At 61.8% G+C, this 21,023-nt stretch carries 18 protein-coding genes and 1 pseudogene; 9 read left to right on the forward strand and 10 right to left on the reverse strand.

Annotated elements, in window-relative coordinates; all coding sequences use genetic code 11:
- Nucleotides 1-5: 5 nt before the first annotated feature.
- Together BN5935_RS01030 and BN5935_RS01035 are read left to right on the forward strand one after the other, a co-directional pair.
- Nucleotides 6-551, forward strand: coding sequence for a chromate transporter (locus BN5935_RS01030; protein ID WP_064974445.1), 546 nt, complete (start codon nucleotides 6-8; stop codon nucleotides 549-551).
- On the forward strand, nucleotides 548-1,126 hold the full coding sequence (locus BN5935_RS01035) for a chromate transporter (protein ID WP_064974446.1): 579 nt from the start codon (nucleotides 548-550) through the stop codon (nucleotides 1,124-1,126). Before BN5935_RS01030 ends, BN5935_RS01035 begins: the two co-directional genes overlap by 4 nt.
- Here the strand turns inward: BN5935_RS01035 and BN5935_RS01040 are convergent.
- From BN5935_RS01040 to BN5935_RS01050, 3 genes are read right to left on the reverse strand one after another with little or no spacing between them, the layout of a single operon-like run.
- The gene (locus BN5935_RS01040) at nucleotides 1,123-1,410 is read right to left on the reverse strand and encodes a hypothetical protein (protein WP_064974447.1); all 288 of its coding nucleotides are present in this window, start codon (nucleotides 1,408-1,410) and stop codon (nucleotides 1,123-1,125) included. The genes BN5935_RS01035 and BN5935_RS01040 overlap by 4 nt on opposite strands.
- 35 nt (nucleotides 1,411-1,445) lie before the next feature.
- Entirely contained in the window at nucleotides 1,446-2,474 is a 1,029-nt protein-coding gene (locus BN5935_RS01045) for a class I SAM-dependent methyltransferase (protein WP_082943976.1), read from the reverse strand.
- The gene (locus BN5935_RS01050) at nucleotides 2,474-4,291 is read right to left on the reverse strand and encodes a peptidase U32 family protein (protein ID WP_064974448.1); all 1,818 of its coding nucleotides are present in this window, start codon (nucleotides 4,289-4,291) and stop codon (nucleotides 2,474-2,476) included. The genes BN5935_RS01045 and BN5935_RS01050 overlap by 1 nt, the downstream gene beginning before the upstream one ends.
- A 94-nt stretch (nucleotides 4,292-4,385) precedes the next feature.
- On the opposite strand from BN5935_RS01050, the gene serS reads away from it, so the two are divergent.
- From serS to BN5935_RS01065, 3 genes are all read left to right on the forward strand, one after another.
- A complete protein-coding gene (gene serS, locus BN5935_RS01055; protein WP_064974449.1) occupies nucleotides 4,386-5,657 on the forward strand; it encodes a serine--tRNA ligase in 1,272 nt (423 codons plus the stop codon).
- Between the two features lie 48 nt (nucleotides 5,658-5,705).
- A complete protein-coding gene (locus BN5935_RS01060) occupies nucleotides 5,706-5,873 on the forward strand; it encodes a DUF362 domain-containing protein (RefSeq protein WP_064974450.1) in 168 nt (55 codons plus the stop codon).
- A 73-nt stretch (nucleotides 5,874-5,946) separates the two neighbouring features.
- Nucleotides 5,947-6,528 (forward strand): sugar O-acetyltransferase, encoded by a 582-nt coding sequence (locus tag BN5935_RS01065; protein WP_064974451.1) that lies wholly within the window; start codon nucleotides 5,947-5,949, stop codon nucleotides 6,526-6,528.
- 36 nt (nucleotides 6,529-6,564) lie between these two features.
- Here the strand turns inward: BN5935_RS01065 and BN5935_RS15705 are convergent, their stop codons facing one another.
- The 7 genes from BN5935_RS15705 to BN5935_RS01095 form a co-directional block, all read right to left on the reverse strand.
- Nucleotides 6,565-6,795, reverse strand: coding sequence for a helix-turn-helix domain-containing protein (locus tag BN5935_RS15705; RefSeq protein WP_082943977.1), 231 nt, complete (start codon nucleotides 6,793-6,795; stop codon nucleotides 6,565-6,567).
- 233 nt (nucleotides 6,796-7,028) lie between these two features.
- Nucleotides 7,029-8,267 carry an exo-beta-N-acetylmuramidase NamZ family protein gene (locus BN5935_RS01070; protein ID WP_064974452.1) on the reverse strand — a complete coding sequence of 413 codons (1,239 nt, stop codon included), beginning with the start codon at nucleotides 8,265-8,267 and terminating at the stop codon, nucleotides 7,029-7,031.
- Nucleotides 8,268-8,325: 58 nt separating this feature from the next.
- Entirely contained in the window at nucleotides 8,326-9,438 is a 1,113-nt protein-coding gene (prfB, locus tag BN5935_RS01075; RefSeq protein WP_064974453.1) for a peptide chain release factor 2, read from the reverse strand.
- Between the two features lie 5 nt (nucleotides 9,439-9,443).
- Nucleotides 9,444-10,076 carry a cytidylate kinase-like family protein gene (locus BN5935_RS01080; protein ID WP_064974454.1) on the reverse strand — a complete coding sequence of 211 codons (633 nt, stop codon included), beginning with the start codon at nucleotides 10,074-10,076 and terminating at the stop codon, nucleotides 9,444-9,446.
- 4 nt (nucleotides 10,077-10,080) lie between these two features.
- Nucleotides 10,081-11,478 (reverse strand): MATE family efflux transporter, encoded by a 1,398-nt coding sequence (locus BN5935_RS01085; RefSeq protein WP_064974455.1) that lies wholly within the window; start codon nucleotides 11,476-11,478, stop codon nucleotides 10,081-10,083.
- Nucleotides 11,479-11,537: 59 nt separating this feature from the next.
- Nucleotides 11,538-13,013, reverse strand: a complete 1,476-nt coding sequence (cysS, locus tag BN5935_RS01090; RefSeq protein WP_064974456.1) for a cysteine--tRNA ligase — start codon at nucleotides 13,011-13,013, stop codon at nucleotides 11,538-11,540.
- 66 nt (nucleotides 13,014-13,079) lie between these two features.
- On the reverse strand, nucleotides 13,080-13,751 hold the full coding sequence (locus BN5935_RS01095; protein ID WP_064974457.1) for a M15 family metallopeptidase: 672 nt from the start codon (nucleotides 13,749-13,751) through the stop codon (nucleotides 13,080-13,082).
- A gap of 89 nt (nucleotides 13,752-13,840) precedes the next feature.
- Here BN5935_RS01095 and BN5935_RS01100 point away from each other — a divergent pair.
- The 4 genes and pseudogenes from BN5935_RS01100 to BN5935_RS01115 all read left to right on the forward strand — a co-directional run.
- Nucleotides 13,841-14,932, forward strand: a pseudogene (locus BN5935_RS01100) (DEAD/DEAH box helicase); the annotation flags it as partial.
- Nucleotides 14,933-15,701: 769 nt separating this feature from the next.
- Nucleotides 15,702-18,929 (forward strand): glycosyltransferase family 117 protein, encoded by a 3,228-nt coding sequence (locus BN5935_RS01105; protein ID WP_064974458.1) that lies wholly within the window; start codon nucleotides 15,702-15,704, stop codon nucleotides 18,927-18,929.
- Between the two features lie 178 nt (nucleotides 18,930-19,107).
- Nucleotides 19,108-20,142 carry an aspartate--ammonia ligase gene (asnA, locus tag BN5935_RS01110; protein ID WP_064974459.1) on the forward strand — a complete coding sequence of 345 codons (1,035 nt, stop codon included), beginning with the start codon at nucleotides 19,108-19,110 and terminating at the stop codon, nucleotides 20,140-20,142.
- A 613-nt stretch (nucleotides 20,143-20,755) separates the two neighbouring features.
- A complete protein-coding gene (locus tag BN5935_RS01115; RefSeq protein WP_064974460.1) occupies nucleotides 20,756-20,992 on the forward strand; it encodes a helix-turn-helix domain-containing protein in 237 nt (78 codons plus the stop codon).
- Nucleotides 20,993-21,023 lie beyond the last annotated feature (31 nt).

The raw sequence follows: 21,023 nt of genomic DNA on the forward strand, positions 1-21,023 counted from the left end.
CGCCTATGCAACGTCTCCACACCATTTTCCTGTCGTTCTTCAAGATCGGGCTCTTCACCTTCGGCGGCGGCTACGCCATGCTGCCGCTGATCGAGCGGGAACTCATCACCAAACGCAAGTGGATCGAGCAGAAGGAGTTCCTCGACCTGCTGACCCTCGCGCAGTCGGTCCCGGGACCCATCGCCGTCAACACCTCGGTGTTCGTGGGCTACAAGGTCCGCGGTCTGGGCGGCGCCGTGGCGGCCCTGCTGGGTTCCGTGCTGCCGTCGTTCGCCATCATTCTGGCCATCGCGCTCTTCTTCGCCGACATCCGCCAGAACCCGGTCGTCGACGCCGCTTTCAAGGGCATGCGCCCGGCCGTCGTGGCGCTCATCATCGGCCCGGTCATCTCGCTGGCCCGGGGCATGCACTGGACGATGTTCGGGGTCATCGCCGTCGCGGCCCTCGCAGTCTGGGGGCTGGGGCTGTCACCGATCTGGGTGCTCGTCACCGCCGCCCTGCTGGGCATCGCATGGGAACTGATTATCGTTAAAAAGAAAGGAAAGCAATGATCCTCTGGCAACTCTTCCTATCATACCTCAAGATAGGCTTCTTCGGGTTCGGCGGAGGCTACGCCATGCTGTCGCTGATCCAGAACGAGGTGGTCGTACAGCACCAGTGGATGACCAACGCCCAGTTTGCCGACATCGTCGCCGTGTCGCAGATCACCCCCGGCCCCATCGCCATCAACTCGGCGACCTATGTGGGTTACAGCGTCGGAGTCCAGACCGGACACATCTGGTGCGGCATCCTCGGGTCGGTGATCGCCACCTTCGCCGTCTGCCTGCCGTCGCTCACGCTGATGATCCTCGTGGCGCGCTTCTTCATGCGCCTCAAACACAACCGGCTGGTCGAGGGGGCCATGCGGGGCATGCGCCCGGCGGTGATCGGGATGATCGCCGCGGCGGCCCTGCTGCTGATCTTCCCCCACAGCGACGCCCCCGGCGACCAGAATTTCATCGACGCTTGGAGTTGGGTGCTGTTCGGCGGAGTTTTCGCGGGGTCGTGGCGCAAGGTCAACCCCATCCTGCTGATCGTCCTTTCGGCCGCCGCAGGAATCCTGATCTACTACGTCTTCGGCCTCTAAAGAGCCGCTATCAGGGCGCCGCCCGTCAACAGCATGAGCAGGAACACCGCGAGGAACAGCATGCCCAGCACGGCGATGAAGGTCCCGATGCACCCCCATCGCTGATCGCCGCCCGGCAGCGGGTCGGTCAGCAGGGCGATGATGAGCCCCACCAGCGGCGTGAAGATCACGCTCAGGAGGAACGCCCAGCCGAAGCCGATGCGCCGGCGGCTGCCGATGATCCCCACCAGTACGGAGAGGAAACAGCCGCTCAGAAGTCCGAATACCAGCGTCAGAATGCTCATATCTCGTGTTTTAATTCATCAGTGTCAAAAGGCGTCTATCGCGTGAACCGGTAATAAGTCCCCAGCGGCAGCTCTTTGCCGGCCCGGTCCGGGAAGTACAGTTCGCCCCACTGCTCCGTGCGCGGGGCCCCGAACGCCTGCCTGACGGCGGTGCGGGCCAGCGTCGACGAAAGCCCCATCGAATAGAGGTTCAGCACGAGGAAGGCGTTTTCCGGCTCCAGCAACTGCGCACAGCAGGCCAGCATCTCGCAGATGTTGTCCTCCAGCACCCACTTCTCGCCGTTGGCCCCGCGCCCGTAAGCCGGGGGATCGAGAATGATACCCCGATAGCGGCTGCCGCGGCGAACTTCGCGCTGCACGAATTTCAGCGCATCCTCGACGATCCACCGCACACCCTCCAGACCGCTCAGCTCCATGTTCTCGCGCGCCCACGTCACCACCTGCTTCACCGAATCGACGTGCGTCACCTCGGCCCCGGCGGCACGGGCCGCCAGCGTCGCTCCGCCCGTATAGGCAAAGAGGTTCAGCACCTTCGCACCGCCCGAATCCCCGGCCAGCGCCCGGCACTCGTCGTAGATGAAGTTCCAGTTGGCGGCCTGCTCGGGGAAGATGCCCACATGCTTGAACGACGTGAGCCCCAGCCGCATGCGCAGCCGCATCTCCCGGTAGGCATACTCCACCGTCCAGCGGTCGGGAGTCTTGGGCGCAAGGCGCCATTCGCCCCGCTCGTCGCTGCGGGCGTCGCGCAGGAACGCGGCGTCGGCCGCGCGCCACCACTCCTCCTCCGGAAGCGTCCGCCGCCAGCTCGCCAGCATCGCGGGCCGGCCGGTCACGTACCGCCCGCACCCCGCCCATTGCTCGAAATCGCCCGAGTACAGCAGCCCGTACTCCCCCACAACGGGTGTCCCGAGTTCCCGCCACTCCTCCTCCGGAAGCGTCCGCCGCCAGATGGCCTGCGGCTCGGGACGGCGCGTCACATAACGCCCGAAGCGTTCCAGTTTCTCGAAATCGCCCGTGTCGATCAGTTCGTAATCCCCGAAATCGGGTGTCAAAAGTTCCTGCATTATTTCCGGTTTTTCGTGCAATCAATCAATGACATTTCGCAGGCCGCGCAGTCGAATTCCAGCCGGTAACGGTGCGCACCGTGCTCCAGATAGAGATCGCCGCGCAACTGCGGACGCTCCCTGAGACATTCGCCGATCTCGCGGCGGATGCAGTAGGCCGAACGCATCACCCGATGCCCGGCGGTCGTCGGCGCAAGGTCCAGCCCCCGCTCGATCCGCACCACCCCGTGGTCGCGGTAGAACGCCTCGGCCAGCCGGTTGGTGACATTCTCCTCGGCCGTCAGCTCTTCCGAGGGATACCGCGCCGCCGGATCGTCCGGCAGGATGCGGTGCTCCAGCGGCCTGTTCCGGCGCGCCTCGTCCAAGGCGGCAAAAGCCTCGCGGCGCACCTCGGCGGCCAGCGACGCCGGCACGAACCACTCCGCACCCCGCACCTCCGCATCCCGCACCGTGAAGATCGTGTCGCCCGACTTCATGGCCTGCACACGCAGTGCCGAAGCATTGGCGCCGGGGTTCTTCGCCGTGTCGAGCGGCACAGTGCGCCCGGCCGAAGCCGCAACGCCCTCGCAGTCGGTGTAAGTTATCGTAAATCCCTCCGCCGAAGCCTCTACGACGGCCGCAGCGGGAATCACCCGCCGCGTGCGGCTGCGCTCCAGCCGGAGGTTGAACAGCCTATCGGAATTGCGGTAAACCGCCGCCCCCGCGACGATCCCATCCATGCGGTTGGGAGTGATGCGGCGCCCCTCCACGGCATTGATATTGGTTCCGGTCACCCCGCGGGGCGAGATGAAGCAGATGCCGTCGCCCGGGGCCAGTTCAGCCTCTCCGGAGAGTACGAACCCGCTCCCGACAACCTTCGCCACACGCCCCACCTGCTCACCGACGGCCTTCGGGGTGTCGAACGACGCCACGCCGGGACGCTTTCCGGCAAAGAAATATTCGGATTCCCCGCGCGTGAAACTCTTCGACGGATCGGGCGTAAAGTCCGGAACGCTCTCGCCGACAGACGACCGCACGAATCCCTGCCGCACGGCCAGCGCCTCGTCCACCGCCCAGCGGTAGTAAGCCACAACGTTCCTGATATAATTGGTGTCTTTCAGACGGCCCTCGATCTTGAACGAGGTGACGCCCGCATCCAGCAGGTCGCCGATGCGTTGCGAGAGGTTCATGTCGCGCACCGACAGCAGGTGCTTACCGGGGATGTATGTGCGTCCTTTTCCGTCGGTGAGGTCCCACGCCAACCGGCAGGGCTGGCTGCAAGCACCCCGGTTGCCGCTGCGTCCGGACATCGACCGCGAAAGGAAGCAGCGGCCGCTGTACCCCACGCAGATCGCCCCGTGGACGAAACATTCGACCTCGGCCGTCGTGGCCGAGCAGATCGCCCGGATTTCGTCCAGCGACAGGTTCCGTTCGAGGATCACCCGGGCAAAACCCGTCTCGCCCAGAAACCGCGCCCCCTCGGGCGTCGAGTTGCAGACCTGCGTCGAGGCGTGGAGTTCGACGGGCAGCGACATCCGCCGCAGGGCCATGTCCTGTACGATCAGCGCATCGACACCCGCGGCGATCAGCTCGCGGGCCTGCCGTTCGGCCTCCTCCAGTTCGTCGTCCCACAGCAGCGTGTTGAGCGTGGCGTGGACCCTTACGCCGAAGCGGTGGGCGTACTCCGCGACGCGGGCGATCTCCTCCGCCGCATTGCCCGCGGCCTGCCGGGCCCCGAACTTCGCACCGCCGATATAGACGGCGTCGGCGCCGTAATCCACGGCGGCCACGGCCGAGGCATAATCTTTGGCGGGGGCTAACAATTCGACGGTTTTCACGAATACGGAATTTTGCACAAAAATAAGACAATTTTAGGAATTGTTTTGTAATTTTGCCACCTGTAACGCGAAAACACAAAAATCACCCGATATTATGCTTACGATAAAGCAAATCCGCGATGACAAAGAGGCCGCCGTCCGCAAGTTGGCGAAAAAAGGCGTGGACGCCGCACCCGTCATCGAGAAGATCATCGACTTCGACGACCGGCGCAAAGCCATCCAGCTCGAGATGGACAACACGCTGGCCGCCCAGAACAAAGCCGCCAAGGAGATCGGCGCGCTGATGGGACAGGGCCGCCGCGAGGAGGCCGAGGAGCGCAAACGCTTCGTGGCCGACCTCAAGGAGAAATCCTCGCGCCTGCAGGCCGAGTTGTGCGACGCCCAGCAGGAGCTGCAGGCCGCCATCGTCTCGCTGCCGAACTTCCCCGCCGAGATCGTCCCCGAGGGCAGGACCGCCGAGGACAACCTCGTGGTGAAACTCGAGGAGAACTACACGGCGCTTCCCGAAAACCCGCTGCCCCACTGGGAGCTGGCCCGCAAATACGACATCATCGATTTCGATCTGGGCGTGAAGCTCACCGGCGCCGGATTCCCCGTCTACAAGGGACAGGGCGCACGGCTCCAGCGCGCGCTTATCAACTATTTCCTCGACTGCAACACCAAGGCCGGTTATCTGGAGGTCGAGCCGCCCGTGATGGTCAACGAGGCTTCGGGCTTCGGCACGGGGCAGCTTCCCGACAAGGAGGGGCAGATGTACCACGCCACGGTGGACAATTTCTACTTGGTCCCCACAGCCGAGGTTCCCGTGACGAACATCTACCGCGACGTGATCCTCGAGAAGGCCGATTTCCCGGTGAAGATGACCGCCTACACCCCCTGCTTCCGCCGCGAGGCCGGCTCCTACGGCAAGGACGTGCGCGGCCTGAACCGCCTGCACCAGTTCGACAAGGTGGAGATCGTGCAGTTGTCGCTGCCCGAGAACTCCTACGAAGCGCTGGACGGCATGGTGGCCCATGTCGAAGGAATCGTCAAGTCGCTGGGCCTTCCCTACCGCATCCTGCGGCTGTGCGGCGGCGACATGTCGTTCACCTCGGCGCTGACCTACGACTTCGAGGTCTACTCCGAAGCCCAGAAACGCTGGCTCGAAGTGTCGTCGGTGTCGAACTTCGAATCGTTCCAAGCCAACCGCCTCAAGCTCCGCTACCGCGACGAAGAGAAGAAAATCCAACTGGCACACACCCTGAACGGCTCCTCGCTGGCCCTGCCGCGCATCGTGGCGGCGCTGCTGGAGAACTTCCAGACCCCCGAAGGCATCCGCATCCCCGAGGTGCTGGTTCCCTACACGGGTTTTGATTTTATCAAATAAGTTTTTATATTTGCACTCACACACATTAACAAATAAATTTTTCAACCAATGGCTTACAAAATTACCGACGCGTGCGTAGCATGCGGTACCTGCATCGGCGAGTGCCCCACGGAGGCTATTTCGGCCGGCGACATCTATGTCATCGACGCTGACAAATGCATCGACTGCGGCACCTGCGCAGGCGTTTGCCCGAGCGAAGCAATCGTTTCGGAGTAACGAACGGAATATCCGCAAAAAGCACACCCCGCAGTTTCGGCCGCAGGGTGTGCTTTCAGTTTAAACGACAGCTATGGACGATCTTGAGAAAATGCGGGCCGGACTCTGGCTCTACGCCGTAACGCCGCAGATCGGCAACGCCCTGCGGCAGACCGAAGAACTGGTTTTCGAACTCAACCGACTGCCGCCCAGCCGCCGCGAGGAGCGCGAGGCGATCATCCGCCGCCTGTTCGGGCGCATCGGCCGGGAATTCACCATCCACAGCCCGTTCCACTGCGATTTCGGGGAACAGATCGCGGTCGGCGACCATTTCGTGGGCAACTACAACCTGACGATCCTCGACGAAGCTCCCGTGACGATCGGCGACCACGTCTTTATCGGCCCCAACGTGGGGCTTTACACCGTCGCCCACGCCCTTGTGCCCGACCAGCGCAACGCGGGCATCATGCGCTCGCTGCCGATCACCATCGGCAACAACGTCTGGATCGGGGGCAACACGGTGGTGATGCAGGGCGTGACGATCGGCGACAACACGGTGATCGGCGCCGGAAGCGTCGTCACGCGCGACATCCCTGCGGGAGTGATCGCCGTCGGGTCGCCCTGCCGGGTCCTGCGGGAGATCACCGAAGCGGACCGGATAGCGGAAGTATATTAAAGAAAAAAGGAAAAGCGCCCCGAAACGGGGCGCTTTTTATTCGATTGGAAGCCCTTTGAAGAGTTCTTCCAAAGTTATCCCGTAAAATTTACACAATTCACAGAGCGTCGACAGCGACAAATTCGTTTTTCCGCCTTCAACACGACGCATATTCAGGCCCGTATTAAAATACACCGCCTCCTGAGTCAACCCCCGGGCAATCCGCACAGCACGAAGTCTTTCGGCTACCGATTTTATAGCAGTATCATAATGTTTCTGGCCTTTCATAATGCAAAGGACTCGTCAAATCGAAAAAAACAGTCAGACGAATTCGTCTTTTTCGTTTTTTTGATTACCTTTGCAGAAACCAAACCAATCTAAGGCTGCGCTTATTCGCAGCCTTTTTACTCGCGGGGCGGCAACTCAGCACGGCCGTGCGTCACTAATTCTTCATAGAATCCATTGAAGCCGCGGCCGCCCCGCTTCTTACGAAAAACAGCCCCGGAAATCCGGGGCTGTTTTCAATTCTCATACAATAAGTATTTCGTTCGCCGTTCGCGGTAGCGTTCCACATCATCGGCCCAGCGGGCGCGTATCTCCCCCTCCGGGGCTCCGGCAAGGATCATTTCGCGCACCCACCCCACGCCGACCAGTTTTTCGAACATCGGCGTAAAGAATTTGGTCCCCGACCCGAGGTCGGCATAGGCATCGATCACATATTTCAACGAAAATCCCACTTCGCGGGCTTCGGCGAGCGGCATGCCGCTCAGGTCGACGCCCCGGCACAACTGTCCTTCGAGCGGCGGATGCTTGGCCCCGGCCGTCGGACGGGGTGTGAACGTAAAGGTGCGCCCGGTCAGGTCCGGATGTCCGTAGATTTCAAACGGCTTGTCGGTCCCGCGTCCGAGGCTCACGACGGTGCCTTCGAAGGGGCACAGCGCGGCATAGAGGTAGACGGCACGCGCGGTCGGCAGGTTGGGCGACGGAGCCACGGGCAGCCGGTATTCGGTCGCGTGGGTGTAGTTGCGGCACTTCACGACCGTCAGGTCGCACGGCTTCGCCCACCCTTCGCCGACGGCCATGCGGGCGATCTCGCCCATCGTCAGGCCGTGGAGCACCGGCACGGGAATCGCCCCGACGCCCGACCGGTATTTCATGTCCAGCACGGGCCCGTCGACGATGTGCCCGTTGGGATTGGGACGGTCGAGGACCACGACCCGGCATCCGAAATCGGCGCAGGCATCCATCATCCGCAGCATCGAGATATAGTAGGTATAGAATCGCAGTCCCACGTCCTGCATATCCACGACCAGTACGTCGAACGAGCGCATCGCCTCGTCGGAGGGACGCTTCGTGTTGCCGTCGTAGAGCGAGCGGATCGGAATGCCCGTCCGGACGTCGACCGAACTTTTGACATGCTCCCCGGCATCCGCCGTGCCGCGGAATCCGTGTTCGGGCGAGAAGATGGCGGCGACGTCGAAACCCTCGCCGTGCAGCAGATCGACCAGATGCACCCTCCCCGAGGCATCGGCCCCGGGCGCTCCGGGCATCTCCGCCACGGAGGTCTGGTTGGCCAGCACCGCGACGCGCTGTCCCCGGAGAAGCGGAAAATAGGCCGCCGTGTCGGTCATGCCCACGAGAGTTCCCTGCGCCGGAACATTGAAAATACCCGAAACGCAGGCGACAAGCACGACGACAAGCCGTCTGCATTTTAGGGATGCAGATGTGGCGCATCGTGAAGGGCGGGCCGGACGGGACATACAAGCAGTATTTCCCGTTCGGGACGGCCAAGGGATGTGTCGCAAGTGCCCCATAAAATCAGACGGACGCGCCATATTCCATTAAATAGCCCTTGATGAACTGGTCCAGATCGCCATCCATCACCGCTTCGACAGCCGAGGTCTGGACACCCGTGCGGTGGTCCTTCACGCGGCGGTCGTCGAAGACGTAGGAGCGGATCTGCGAACCCCACTCGATCTTCTTTTTCGAAGCCTCCAGCGCCTGCTGCGTCGCCATGCGCTTGTCCAGCTCGCGCTGGTAGAGTTTCGACTTGAGGATGCGCATGGCATTCTCGCGGTTCATCAACTGCGAACGGGTCTCCATGTTCTCGATCAGGAACTCCACGGGTTCGCCCGTGTCGGCATCCTTGCCGTGGTAGCGCAGACGCACCGCCGTCTCGACCTTGTTGACATTCTGCCCCCCGGCGCCCGACGCCCGGTAGGTATCCCACTCGATATCCGACGGGTTGACCGTGATCTCGATCGTGTCGTCCACGGCGGGCGAGACGAAGACCGACGCAAAGGTCGTCTGCCGCTTGTTGTTGGCGTTGAACGGCGAAAGACGCACCATGCGGTGCACGCCGTTCTCGCTCTTGAGATAACCGTAAGCGTACTCGCCCTCGAACTCCAGCGTGCAGGATTTCACCCCCACCTCGTCGCCTGCCTGATAGTCCAGCACCTTGACCTTGTAGCCGTGGGCCTCGCCCCAGCGGGTGTACATGCGCAGGAGCATCGACGCCCAGTCGAGGGCCTCGGTGCCGCCCGCCCCGGCGTTGATGTCGAGGATCGCCCCCAGCTTGTCCTCTTCGCGGCGCAGCATGTTGCGCATCTCGAGGTTCTCGATCTTCTCGAGCGTCGCGGCGTAGTGGGCGTCCATCTCCTCCTCGGTCACGACGCCCTCCTTCACGAAGTCGGGCATCAGCGCGAGGTCCTCGGCATCCTTGCGCACGGCGTCGTAATCGTCGACCCACGCCTTGATCGCCGCCACCTTGCGCAGCTGTTCGCGCGCCTTGTCGGGCTCGTCCCAGAAATTCGGCTCCTGAGTCTTCTCCTCCTCGTTGCGCAGGTCGATGCGCTTCTGTTCGATGTCGAGACAGCGTTCCAACGCCTCCCGGCGCTGTTCGATCTCCTTGATCTGTTCGGCAAGTACCATATCGCTTAAAATTTCTCGTGCAGTTTCCGTGCGGCGAATTCCAGAATGAAATCGGCCGTGCCCTCGTCGCCCAGAGGCGAGGAATTCACGCAGAGGTGGTAGGTCGAAGCCACGCCCCACGTCCGCGAACTGTAATAATTGTAATAGGAGGCGCGACGGGCGTCCACACGCTCCATCAGGGCCTGCGCCTCGGCCGGAGTGCAGCCCTGCCGCGCGCAGATTCGGCGGCAGCGGTTCTCGTCGTCGGCCGTGATGAAGACGTTGACACAGCGCGGCTCCTCGCGCAGGATGTAGTCGGCACAGCGGCCCACGAAAACCGCTGACTCCCCGGCGGCGACCTTACGGATCACGTCGCTCTGTATTTTGAACAGCGCATCGTTCGACAGCACGTTCGTCATGCCCGCGTCGTCGCCCGCAAACGGGGCGCGAAGGTAGCCGATCATCGTCGAGAGTACGCCGCGCGACTCCTTTTCGTCGGCCCTTTCAAAAATCTCGGGGCAGATGCCGCTCTCCTTGGCGGCCAAGTTTATCAGCTCCTTATCGTAGACACGGATACCCAGCCGGCGGGCGATGATCTCCCCGACGGTCTTGCCGCCGCTGCCCAGTTGACGGCCTATGTTGATGACGAATTTTTCCATATTCCTATCCCTCTTTGGCGGCATTCGCGGCGCCGATGGCCCGGAATTTCCGCAGTTGGTAAGTCAGCATGAAGAACGCCACGAGCGACGCCAGAAAATCCGACAGCGGCATCGCGCACCACACGCCCCAACTGCCGTTCCACTCGGTGTAGACGTCGAAAATGTGGGGCAGGAAGATCAGCCCCGGCATCAGGAACAACAACTGCCGCGACAGCGACAGGAAGATCGCCTTGCCGGCCATGCCGACGCTCATGAAGAAGTTCGTGGCCACCATCTGGAACCCGATGATCGGGAAGCAGAAGAAGACGATGCGCATGCCCTCGACCGAAAGGCGGATCAGCTCCTCGTCGGAGGTGAACATCCCCACGGCCAGCCGCGGCATGAACACGCCGATGATGAATCCCGCCGTCGTGACGCACGTCGCACCCATGATCGTCAGCTTCAGCACGCGCATCACGCGGTCGTACTGCTTCGCACCGAAATTGTAACCCGCAATGGGCTGCATGCCCTGATTGACGCCCAGCACGATCATCACGAAGAAGAACGCCAGCCGGTTGACGATGCCGTAGGCGCCGATCTGCAGGTCGCCGCCGTACTCCTTCAGCCCCTTGTTGATGAGGATGACGATGAAGCAGGCCGCGAGGTTCATCAGGAAGGGCGACATGCCGATGGCGAGCATATCGCGCACGATCTTTTTCCGCAGGCGGTAGATGCCGCGGCGGAAGTGGAGCAGCTCCCGTTTATTGGAAAGTATCTGGAACTGCCACACGAGCGCGATGATCTGCGCCAACACCGTGGCGATGGCCGCACCGCGGATGCCCCATCCGAATCCGAAGATGAAGATCGGGTCGAGGACGGCGTTGATGACCACCGTGATGATCGTGGCGTACATCGACTTGCGGGGGTGTCCCGAAGCCCTCAGCACCGAGTTCAGACCCAAGTACATGTGCGTGACGACGTTGCCCAGCAGGATAACGGTCATATATTCGCGGGCATAGCCGATCGTGGCCTCGCTGGCTCCGAAGAAGTAGAGGATCGGATCGAGAAACAGCAACGCCACCAATCCGAACACAACGCCGATAATCAGATTGAGCACCAGCACATTGCCCAGTACCCGCTGGGCCGTTTCATAATCCCGCTGCCCGAGCCGCATCGAGACCAGCGTCGCGGCGCCCACGCCCACCAGCGAACCGAACGCCGCAGCAAGGTTCATCAGCGGGAAGGTCAGCGCAAGGCCCGAAATGGCCAGCGGCCCCACTCCGTGACCGATGAAGATACTGTCGATCATGTTGTAGAGCGACGAAGCCGTCATGGCGATGATCGCCGGCACGGCATATTGTACGAGCAACTTCCGGATACGCTCGGTCCCGAGCTCCAGTGCTGCCGATTTAAGTTCTGCCATAAATACCTTAATTTTTCTATACCCTTTCTCCCGGGAAAGGGTCAAAGGAGGCCGCTAAATTACTCCAGATACCAATCCGAGCCCTCCTTGCCGTCCTTGACGCGGATTCCGGCGGCGGCGAGACCGTCACGGATGCGGTCCGAAGCGGCCCAGTCCTTCGCGGCACGGGCTTTCAGCCGCTCGTCCAACAGCATCTCGACCAGCGGCGTCACATAATCCCTGCCCGAAGCGGCTCCGGCGGCTTTCTCGTCGCGCAGGCCCAGAATGTCGAAGGCATAGCGGCGCACGGTGGCCGTCAGCGCCTCGAGATCGGCGGCGGTGATCGTCTGCGAACCGTCGACCAACTGATTGATGATGCGCACCCAGTCGAACAACGCCGAAATGACCATCGGTGAATTGAGGTCGTCGGCCATCGCCTCGGCACAGCGGGTCTCCAGCTCGACGGGATTGACCGTCGAGGAGTCCGCAGGCTTGATCTTCTCCAAAGCCTCGATGCCTTTCATCAGACGGTCCAGCCCCTTCTCGGCGGCCTGCAGGGCCTCGTTCGAGAAATCGAGCGTCGAGCGGTACTGCGCCTGCAAGACGAAGAAGCGGATGGTCATGGGCGAATAGGCCTGCGCCAGCAGTTTGTGCGACCCGGTGAAGAGCTCTTCGAGGGTGATGAAGTTGCCCAGCGACTTGCCCATCTTCTGGCCGTTGATCGTAATCATGTTGTTGTGCACCCAGTAGCGGGCCGAGTCGTGGCCCAGTGCGGCGGTCGACTGCGCGATCTCGCACTCGTGGTGCGGGAACATCAGGTCCATACCGCCGCCGTGGATGTCGAAACGCTCCCCGAGGTAGCGCGTGGACATCGCCGAGCACTCCATATGCCAGCCCGGGAATCCCTCGCCCCAAGGCGACGGCCACCGCATGATGTGTTCGGGCGCCGCCTTCTTCCACAGCGCGAAATCGTAGGAATGGCGTTTGTCCGACTGCCCGTCCAGCTCGCGCGTGTTGGCGATGATGTCGTCGAGATTACGGCCCGAGAGCTTGCCGTAGTTGTATTTGGCGTTGTATTTCTCCACGTCGAAGTAGACCGAACCGTTCGACTCGTAGGCGTAGCCGTCGGCGAGGATCTTCTTCACGAACTCGATCTGCTCGATGATGTGACCCGAGGCGTAGGGCTCGATCGAGGGGGTCTCGACATTGAGAGCATCCATCGCGCGGTGGTAACGCTCCGTGTAGTAGTGCGCCACCTCCATCGGTTCGAGCTGCTCGAGCCGGGCTTTCTTGGCGATCTTGTCCTCGCCCTCGTCGGCGTCGTGCTCCAAGTGGCCGACATCCGTGACATTGCGCACATAGCGCACCTTGTAGCCCGCGGCCTTGAGGTAGCGGAACAGGAGGTCGAACGTCACGGCGGGACGGGCGTGGCCCAGATGCGGATCGCCGTAGACCGTGGGGCCGCAGACATACATGCCCACGCGGCCCGGAACGAGGGGCTCGAACTCCTCCTTGCGGCGGGTGAGCGTATTGTAAAGTACGAGTTTGGAATCCATATTCGTGAATTAACGTTTTGAACGGGTAAAATTACAACTTTTTCCGCAAACATCCGCTCTTCGGGCTCAAAAATCGAGCAACCGGAAGCGTTCGCGCACCTCGGGCATCGGCATCGGCTCCTCGTAATGCCACCATTCGCGGCGGTAGGGAACCAGCCCCGCCCCGCGCATGACCGACCGGAGCAGTTCGCGGTTGCGGGCCGCCGTGGCGGAGATCTTCCCCGCGGCGACCAGCGCGGCCTCGCCTCCGGTGTGGGCCTCCTCGCCGAAGAAATCGACCGGCGTACCCATGTCGGCCTCGCGCCCCGCGGCGTCGAGCAGCGTCACGTCGACCGCCACGCCGTAATTATGGCGTCCTCCGCGGGCGCCGTTGGCCACATAGACCTGATTCGGAGTTCCCTCGACCAGACTGTACATATAGCGCTGGACGCTGATCGGGCGCGCCGCGTCGCAGACCAGCAGCCGCCACCCGGGACGCCGCTCACGCAGCAACGCCTGAGCCCGGGCCACCTTGTCGGCGAAATGCGGCAGCAGGTAGGCCCGTTCGAGGTCGCCGTACACGTCGCGGCCCATGAAATTGTCCTCCGTGGAGTACATCAGCCGCACGCGCAGCGTGGAATCCACGCCGAGCACGTCGACCAATCCCGCATCGCGCATTTTCCGATCGGTCGCACCCTGCGCCCGGACGCCCGTGCAGAGCAGGACGGCACACGCCGCCAGCAGGAGTTTTCGTTTCATATTTGCGAATTATCGTCCCGCAAAGGTAAGAAATATACGCCCTCCGACGCAGGAACCGGGAAATTATCGTACCTTTACCGCCGATTATTATGAAATTTCAAGACTTAGGACTCTCCGAGCCGCTGTTACGCGCCATCGGGGAAAAGGGGTACACCGATCCGACCCCCATTCAGCAACAAGCCATCCCTCCCGTACTCGAAGGCCGCGACCTGCAGGGCTGCGCACAGACCGGGACGGGCAAGACCGCAGCCTTCACGCTGCCCATCCTCCAGCTTTTAGCCGCAGAACCCGCCGCCAAGGGACGCCGCGAAATACGCGCACTGGTCATCACGCCGACGCGCGAGCTGGCCATCCAGATCGACGAATGCTGCCACGACTATGCGCGCTACCTCTCCATCCGCCACTGCGTGATCTTCGGAGGCGTCAACCAGCGCCCGCAGGTCGATGCGCTGCAACGGGGCGTAGACCTGCTGGTCGCCACCCCGGGCCGGCTGCTGGACCTCATCGGGCAGGGTTACATCTCGCTGGACAAAATCCGCTTCTTCGTGCTCGACGAGGCCGACCGCATGCTGGACATGGGCTTCATCCACGACATCCGCCGCATCCTGCCGCTGCTGCCCGCACAGCGGCAGACGCTCTTCTTCTCGGCCACGATGCCTTCGGATATCGCCCAACTGGCGGCCAAAATCCTGCACGATCCCGTGCTGGTGACCGTCACCCCGCCCGCTTCGGTGGTCGAGACCATCTCGCAGCGGGTCCACTTCGCCGAGAAGGCCGAAAAGAGCCAACTGCTGATCGACCTGCTGGAAGGCTCCGACGCTCAGCAGGTGCTCGTCTTCACACGCACCAAGCACGGCGCCGACAAGCTGGCCAAGATACTCAACCGCGCCGGCATCCAGTCGAGCGCCATCCACGGCAACAAGTCGCAGAACGCCCGCGTGAAGGCCATGAACGACTTCAAGGGCGGCGCCTGCCGCGTACTGATCGCCACCGACATCGCAGCGCGGGGCATCGACATCGACCAGCTCCCGCTGGTCATCAACTACGACCTGCCGGAGGTTCCCGAGACGTATGTCCACCGCATCGGCCGCACGGGCCGCGCCGGATACGAGGGCACCGCGTGGTCGTTCTGCTCGGAGGACGAGTTCGACTACCTGAAAGACATCCAGAAGCTCACCGGACTGACGATCCCCGTCGAGGGGCCCGTTCCGGAGTTCGCCGCACGGCAGTCCGCCGCCCCGGCCCGGAAACCCGCACAGAAAGCCGCACCCCAACCCGCCCGCAGCACGGAACAGCGGTCCGCCCGGAACGCCGCGCCCAAACAGGCCCGCAATCCGGAGCCGAAGCAGGCCCCCGCGCAGGATGCCGCCGGGCAGCCCGCCCGGCCGCCGCGGGGAACCAGCGAGGAGAAGCGCACACGGTGGGGCGGGGTCACCTACCGGCCCAGTTGGGGGGGCCGCAGGGAGGTCACGCCCAAACGGAATCCCTGTTTCTTATACACTTCTAGATGTGTAAAGGGGACAGGGCCCGCCCGCCCGGTCGTCGCGCTCCCGCCACAGACGGGGCACGCGCCCCGCACCGGGAACGCCCGTCCAGTCCACGGACAAAGGCTCGGCCGACACGCCCCGCAAGCAGGAACGGAAGCAAGGTTCCGGCAACGCCCCGAAAGGTGAGCGCAACGCCCCGAAACCCGCCGGGAACAAACCTGCCGCCGCAAACGCCCCGGAGGGCGCTTCGAAATCGGCGTCGTCCCGCCGCCGCAAACGCCGCCCCGCAGGCGGTGCGAAACCGGCGCAGGCGCAGGCCGCCAAACCCGCCGCAGAAGCCGCTCCGCGAAAGAGTTGGTGGAAAATGTGGTAAAATCGGGCTTTCCGGAAAATAAGGTTTGAAATAAAGCGTTAAATCATTACTTTTGCACGATAAGTAGTTACGAAAAAAGTTATCTCGGATATGCACGTTTTTAAACGCTGGAACAACATCACGGGCTGGGCGGTGTTCGCCATTGCGGCAATCGTCTACCTGATGACCATGGAACCCGTGTCGAGCCTCTGGGACTGCTCGGAGTTCATCGCCACCTCCTACAAGCTCGAAGTGGGACACCCTCCCGGAGCCCCGCTGTTCATGATGCTGGCGCGTCTGGCGACGCTCTTCTCGTTCGGCAACCCCGACTATGTGGGCATCGCCGTCAACGCCATGAACTCGCTGGCCAGCGCCTTCTGCATCCTGTTCCTGTTCTGGACCATCACTCACTTGGCCCGCCGCCTCGTGACGCGTGACGGCAGCGAACTCTCCGTGGTCAACACCGTCGCCGTGCTGGGCGCCGGAGCCGTCGGGGCCTTGGCCTACACCTTCACCGACACCTTCTGGTTCTCGGCCATCGAGGGCGAGGTCTACGCCCTCTCGTCGATGTTCACGGCGCTGGTGGTGTGGCTGATGCTCAAATGGGAGGAGCAGGCCGACGAGCCCCACTCCTCGCGCTGGATCGTGCTGATCGCCTACCTGATGGGGCTGTCGATCGGCGTACACATCCTCAACCTGCTCTGCATTCCCGCGCTGGTCTTCATCTACTACTTCCGCAAGACCGAACGGGTGACATGGAAAGGCATCGCGTGGTCGACCGTGATTTCGGGCGCGCTGATCGTCTTCGTCAACAACTTCATCATCCCCTACACCGTCTGGTTCGGAGCCCAGATCGACACGCTGTTCGTCAACACGTTCGGCCTGCCCGTCAACTCGGGCATCACGCTCTTCGCACTGGCGCTGATCGTCGGCATGGGATGGGCCGCATGGGTCGCCCACAAGCGGGGCCGCGTCGTGCTGAACATCCTCCTGCTCTCGACGACGATGATCCTCGTGGGTTACTCGTCCTACGCCTCGGTGACCATCCGCGCCGCGGCCAACCCGCCGATGAACTCCAACAACCCCAACAACCCCCACGCCCTGCTGTCGCTGCTCAACCGCGACCAGTACGGCGACCGTCCGCTGCTCTACGGCGCCCAGTATTCGGCTCCCCCCGAGGGCGTGAAGGAGAAGAAGGTGTGGTATCTGGACGAGGACGGCAAGTACAAGACCGCCACGGTGCTGACGGGTTACACCCACTCACCGGAGTTCATGACGCTGTTCCCGCGCATGTGGAACTACTCGAAAGGCGAAAAGGAGTACAAGCAGTGGGCCGCCTACCGCACCACGACCGAGACGCTGCGCGACGAGAACGGCGAGATACGCCGCGACGCGCAGGGCCGCCCCGTACGCGGCGAGGTGCTCGATTTCGGCCGCAAGAAGGTCTACACCGACTCCTACGGCGAACCCCGCACGGTTACGGAGCCGACGTTCGGCGAAAACCTCAACTTCTTCTTCAACTACCAGCTTTCGTACATGTACTGGCGTTATTTCCTGTGGAACTTCGTGGGACGCCAGAGTGACATACAGCCTTCGCGCACGACGATCACCGACGGCAACTGGCTCTCGGGCATCAAGTGGATCGACGAGATGTACCTCGGACCGCAGGACAACCTCCCGCGCGAAATCGCCGAAAATAAAGGCCGTAACACCTATTATTTCCTGCCCTTCCTGCTGGGTCTGATCGGACTGATCTACCAGTTGAACCGCGACCAGCGGAACTTCTCGATCGTGATGTGGCTGTTCGTAATGATGGGCATCGCGCTGGTGTTCTACTTCAACACCTCGCCCGGCGAGCCGCGCGAACGCGACTACGTCTATGCGGGGTCGTTCTACGCCTTCTCGATCTGGATCGGATTCGGGGTGCTGGCCATCCGCGACCTCATCGCATGGATCACCAAGCGCAACAACGTCACCGCGGCGGCCGCCGCAACGGTCCTCTCGATGGGCGTGCCGGTGATCCTCGCAGCCCAGAACTGGGACGACCACGACCGTTCGCACCGCACCATGGCCCGCGACATCGGCTGGAACTACCTTATGTCGACGCTCCCCAACTCGATCATCCTCAACTACGGCGACAACGACACCTTCCCGCTGTGGAACAATCAGGAGGTCTACGGCGTGCGTCCCGACGTGCGGATCATGAACACCTCCTACCTCGGGGGCGAGTGGTACATCGACGAGATGAAGACCAAGGCCAACGACGCTCCGGGGGTTCCGTTCTCGCTGCCCAAGCACAAGTACACCTACAACAACGACATGATCTACGTCACCAACAGTGTGGACCGGACGGTGGACATCCGCGAGGTGATGGACTTCGTGCGCAGCGACGACCCGCGCAGCCAGCTCAAGCTCTCCGACGGTTCGATGACCGACTACATCCCCACCAAGCGCATCGCGCTGCCGGTGAACAAGGAGAATGCCATCGCCTCGGGCATAGTCGCCGAGAAGGACCGCGACAAGATGGTCGACACGGTGTATATCAACCTCAAGCGCAACTCGCTGGACAAGAACCAACTGATGATCCTCGACATGCTGGCCAACTTCGACTGGAAACGCCCCATCTACCTCACGCAGGTCTATATCCTGCAGGACTTCGGGCTGATGGACTACCTCCAGTTCGACGGCTACGCCTACCGTTTCGTACCGATCCTCACCCCGGCGCAGAACCCCTATGAGATCGGGCGCATCGACCCCGACTATGCGGCTCCGCTGCTCAAGGAGACGTTCCGCTACGGTAATCTGGCCGACCCGAGGGTCTACGCCGACTACTTCATCCAGTACAACCTCTCGGCCTCGCACGCCCGCGACGCCTTCGCCCGCGTGGCCAAGGAGATGCTGCGGCAGGACCGCGTCGCAGAGGCCGTCGAGCTGCTCGATCTGGGACTGGAGCGGATGCCGACATGGCAGGTGCGCTTCACCGACACCAACACCTATCCGTTCCTCGAAGCCTACTACGCCGCCGCCGCGATGGGCGACGAGACGGCCGCCGACAAGGGCGACGCGCTTTTGAGGGAGTATGCCCAGACGCTGATCGAGTACATCGAGCACTACCTCCGTTTCGAAGGTGCGCAGGGCGACATGGTTTCGGGCATCATCGACGAGAAGCTCGACCAGTTGGGCGACGTCTACTATCTGGCCAGCTATGCGGGCCGCAAGGAGGTCATCGCCGAACTGAATACCTACTACCGTTCGCTGGGGGTCTCGGAGGAGAACCTCATCGACGTGGGCGACAAGACCCCGCAGCCCGACTCCGCCCACCTGAAAGGTGGGATTTAGGGCGCGACGGCCTGATTTTCCGTATCGGAGCAAGATTTGCGCTACGCCCCATTCTAAAACCCGCCCCTTAGGCGGGCGGAACGCACGGATTATTCCGTGCGTTTTTTGTTCGGTTTGCACCCGATTACGCACACTTTTTTATATATTTGCAAAATACGAATTTCAAAACCCCGAACTTATGCCGCTGTTCATTCCGGAAGACTATACCGCCAAGCTCGCTCCCGAGACCATGGAGCAGGCCATCGGCTACCTCAAGGAGATTTTCCCCGACATGCTCTCCCGCACGCTGCACCTGCGCCGCGTCACGGCCCCGTTGTTCGTGCTCTCGGGCACGGGCATCAACGACGACCTCAACGGCGTGGAACGCGCCGTGTCGTTCCCGATCCGCGATCTGGGCGACCGCCGGGCCGAGGTGGTGCACTCGCTGGCCAAGTGGAAACGCATGAAGCTCGGAGCCTACAAGATCGCCCCCGGATACGGTCTTTACACCGATATGAACGCCATCCGCGCCGACGAGGAGCTGGACAACATCCACTCGCTCTACGTCGACCAGTGGGACTGGGAGCGCACGATACGCCCCGAGGAGCGCAACCTCGGCTTTCTGAAAGCGACCGTCGAGACGATCTACGAGGCGATGAAGGCCGTCGAGGAGGAGGTTTACGAGCTCTACCCGCACATCACGCCCATCCTGCCCGAGCGGATCACGTTCCTGCAGGCCGAGGAGCTGTTGCAGGAGTTCCCCGCGCTCACGCCCAAGGAGCGCGAGCAGGCCGCCGCGCGCAAATACGGCGCGTTGTTCCTCATCGGCATCGGCGGCGAACTCTCGAACGGCGAGCGTCACGACGGCCGCGCCCCGGACTACGACGACTGGAGCACCCCGACCGAAGGGGGTTACAAGGGCCTCAACGGTGACATCATCGTCTGGAACCCGGTTCTGGAGAGTGCTTTCGAACTTTCGAGCATGGGTATCCGCGTCGATAAGGAGGCTCTCGAACGCCAGTTGGCGCTCTGCGGCTGTCCCGAACGGCGTGAAATGGAGTTCCACCGGATGCTGCTCGAAGGACGTCTGCCGCTCTCGATCGGCGGCGGCATCGGCCAGTCGCGGCTCTGCATGTTCTATCTGCGCTGCGCCCACATCGGCGAGGTGCAGGTCAGCATCTGGCCCGAGAAGATGATCGCCGAATGTGCCGCTCACGGTATTTATTTAAAGTGATTGCCGACTACCTTTTGATGTCAAAAGGTAGCACCAAAACCACCCGCTTAAGAAGCGGGTTTTAGGGGCTGCTGAAGCATCTTGCATATCGGAAACTCATTTCCGCTCCCCACCTAAGAGGTGGGATTTAGCGGCTACAATAGCATTTTGCATAGCAACGCCCGATTTCCGCGTCACCCCCCCCCGCTCTCGGAGCGGGGGTTTGCTTTTATAGCGTCTTCGACGCAGATTTCTTTGTACTTTTTTCCGCAAAAAGTACCAAAAACTCTCCGACGGATACCTCCGCCTGCGACGAACCGTCTAACGCTGGCTCCGGGCGACTATTCGCGGGGGCGCACGCGCCCCGTCCCCTCCGCTCGCGCTTTTAGCCGGTCCGTCGCTTAACGGCTCCGGCATCAAGTCGGAATCCTATCGAGTGTAGCATCGAAAAAAAACGGCGGGCAAAGGACTCTATGAAGAATTCAGTACCCAGTGACGCAACTCACACCTTTGCTCCGCCGCATAACCATTCCGGCCCGGTATCTGCTATTCCATACGACAAAGGTAAATAAAATTTCCCATTACACACTATATAGGGTGTAATAAAATTTTATTTGCAAGTCATCTTTGCAGCATGAAGCCGAGAAGCCCAAAAAGAGTGAACAATTCATTGACCTCAGCCGTTGCGTGGAAATTGAAACAACTCCGCGTTGCCAAAGGGTTCTCGCAGGAATATGTAAAGGAAAACACCGGAGTAAACATACAACGCAGCGAATCCAGCACGACAACCGTATCCCTGATTACGTTGGATATTCTCTGCAAATTCTACGGCACCTCGCTGAAAGAATTTTTCAACGAACTCAACCAATAAATAAAGCCCCGCTCTGAGAGCGGGGCTTTAT

It is taken from the genome of Alistipes provencensis, from assembly GCF_900083545.1.
GTDB classification, from domain to species: Bacteria; Bacteroidota; Bacteroidia; order Bacteroidales; family Rikenellaceae; genus Alistipes; species Alistipes provencensis.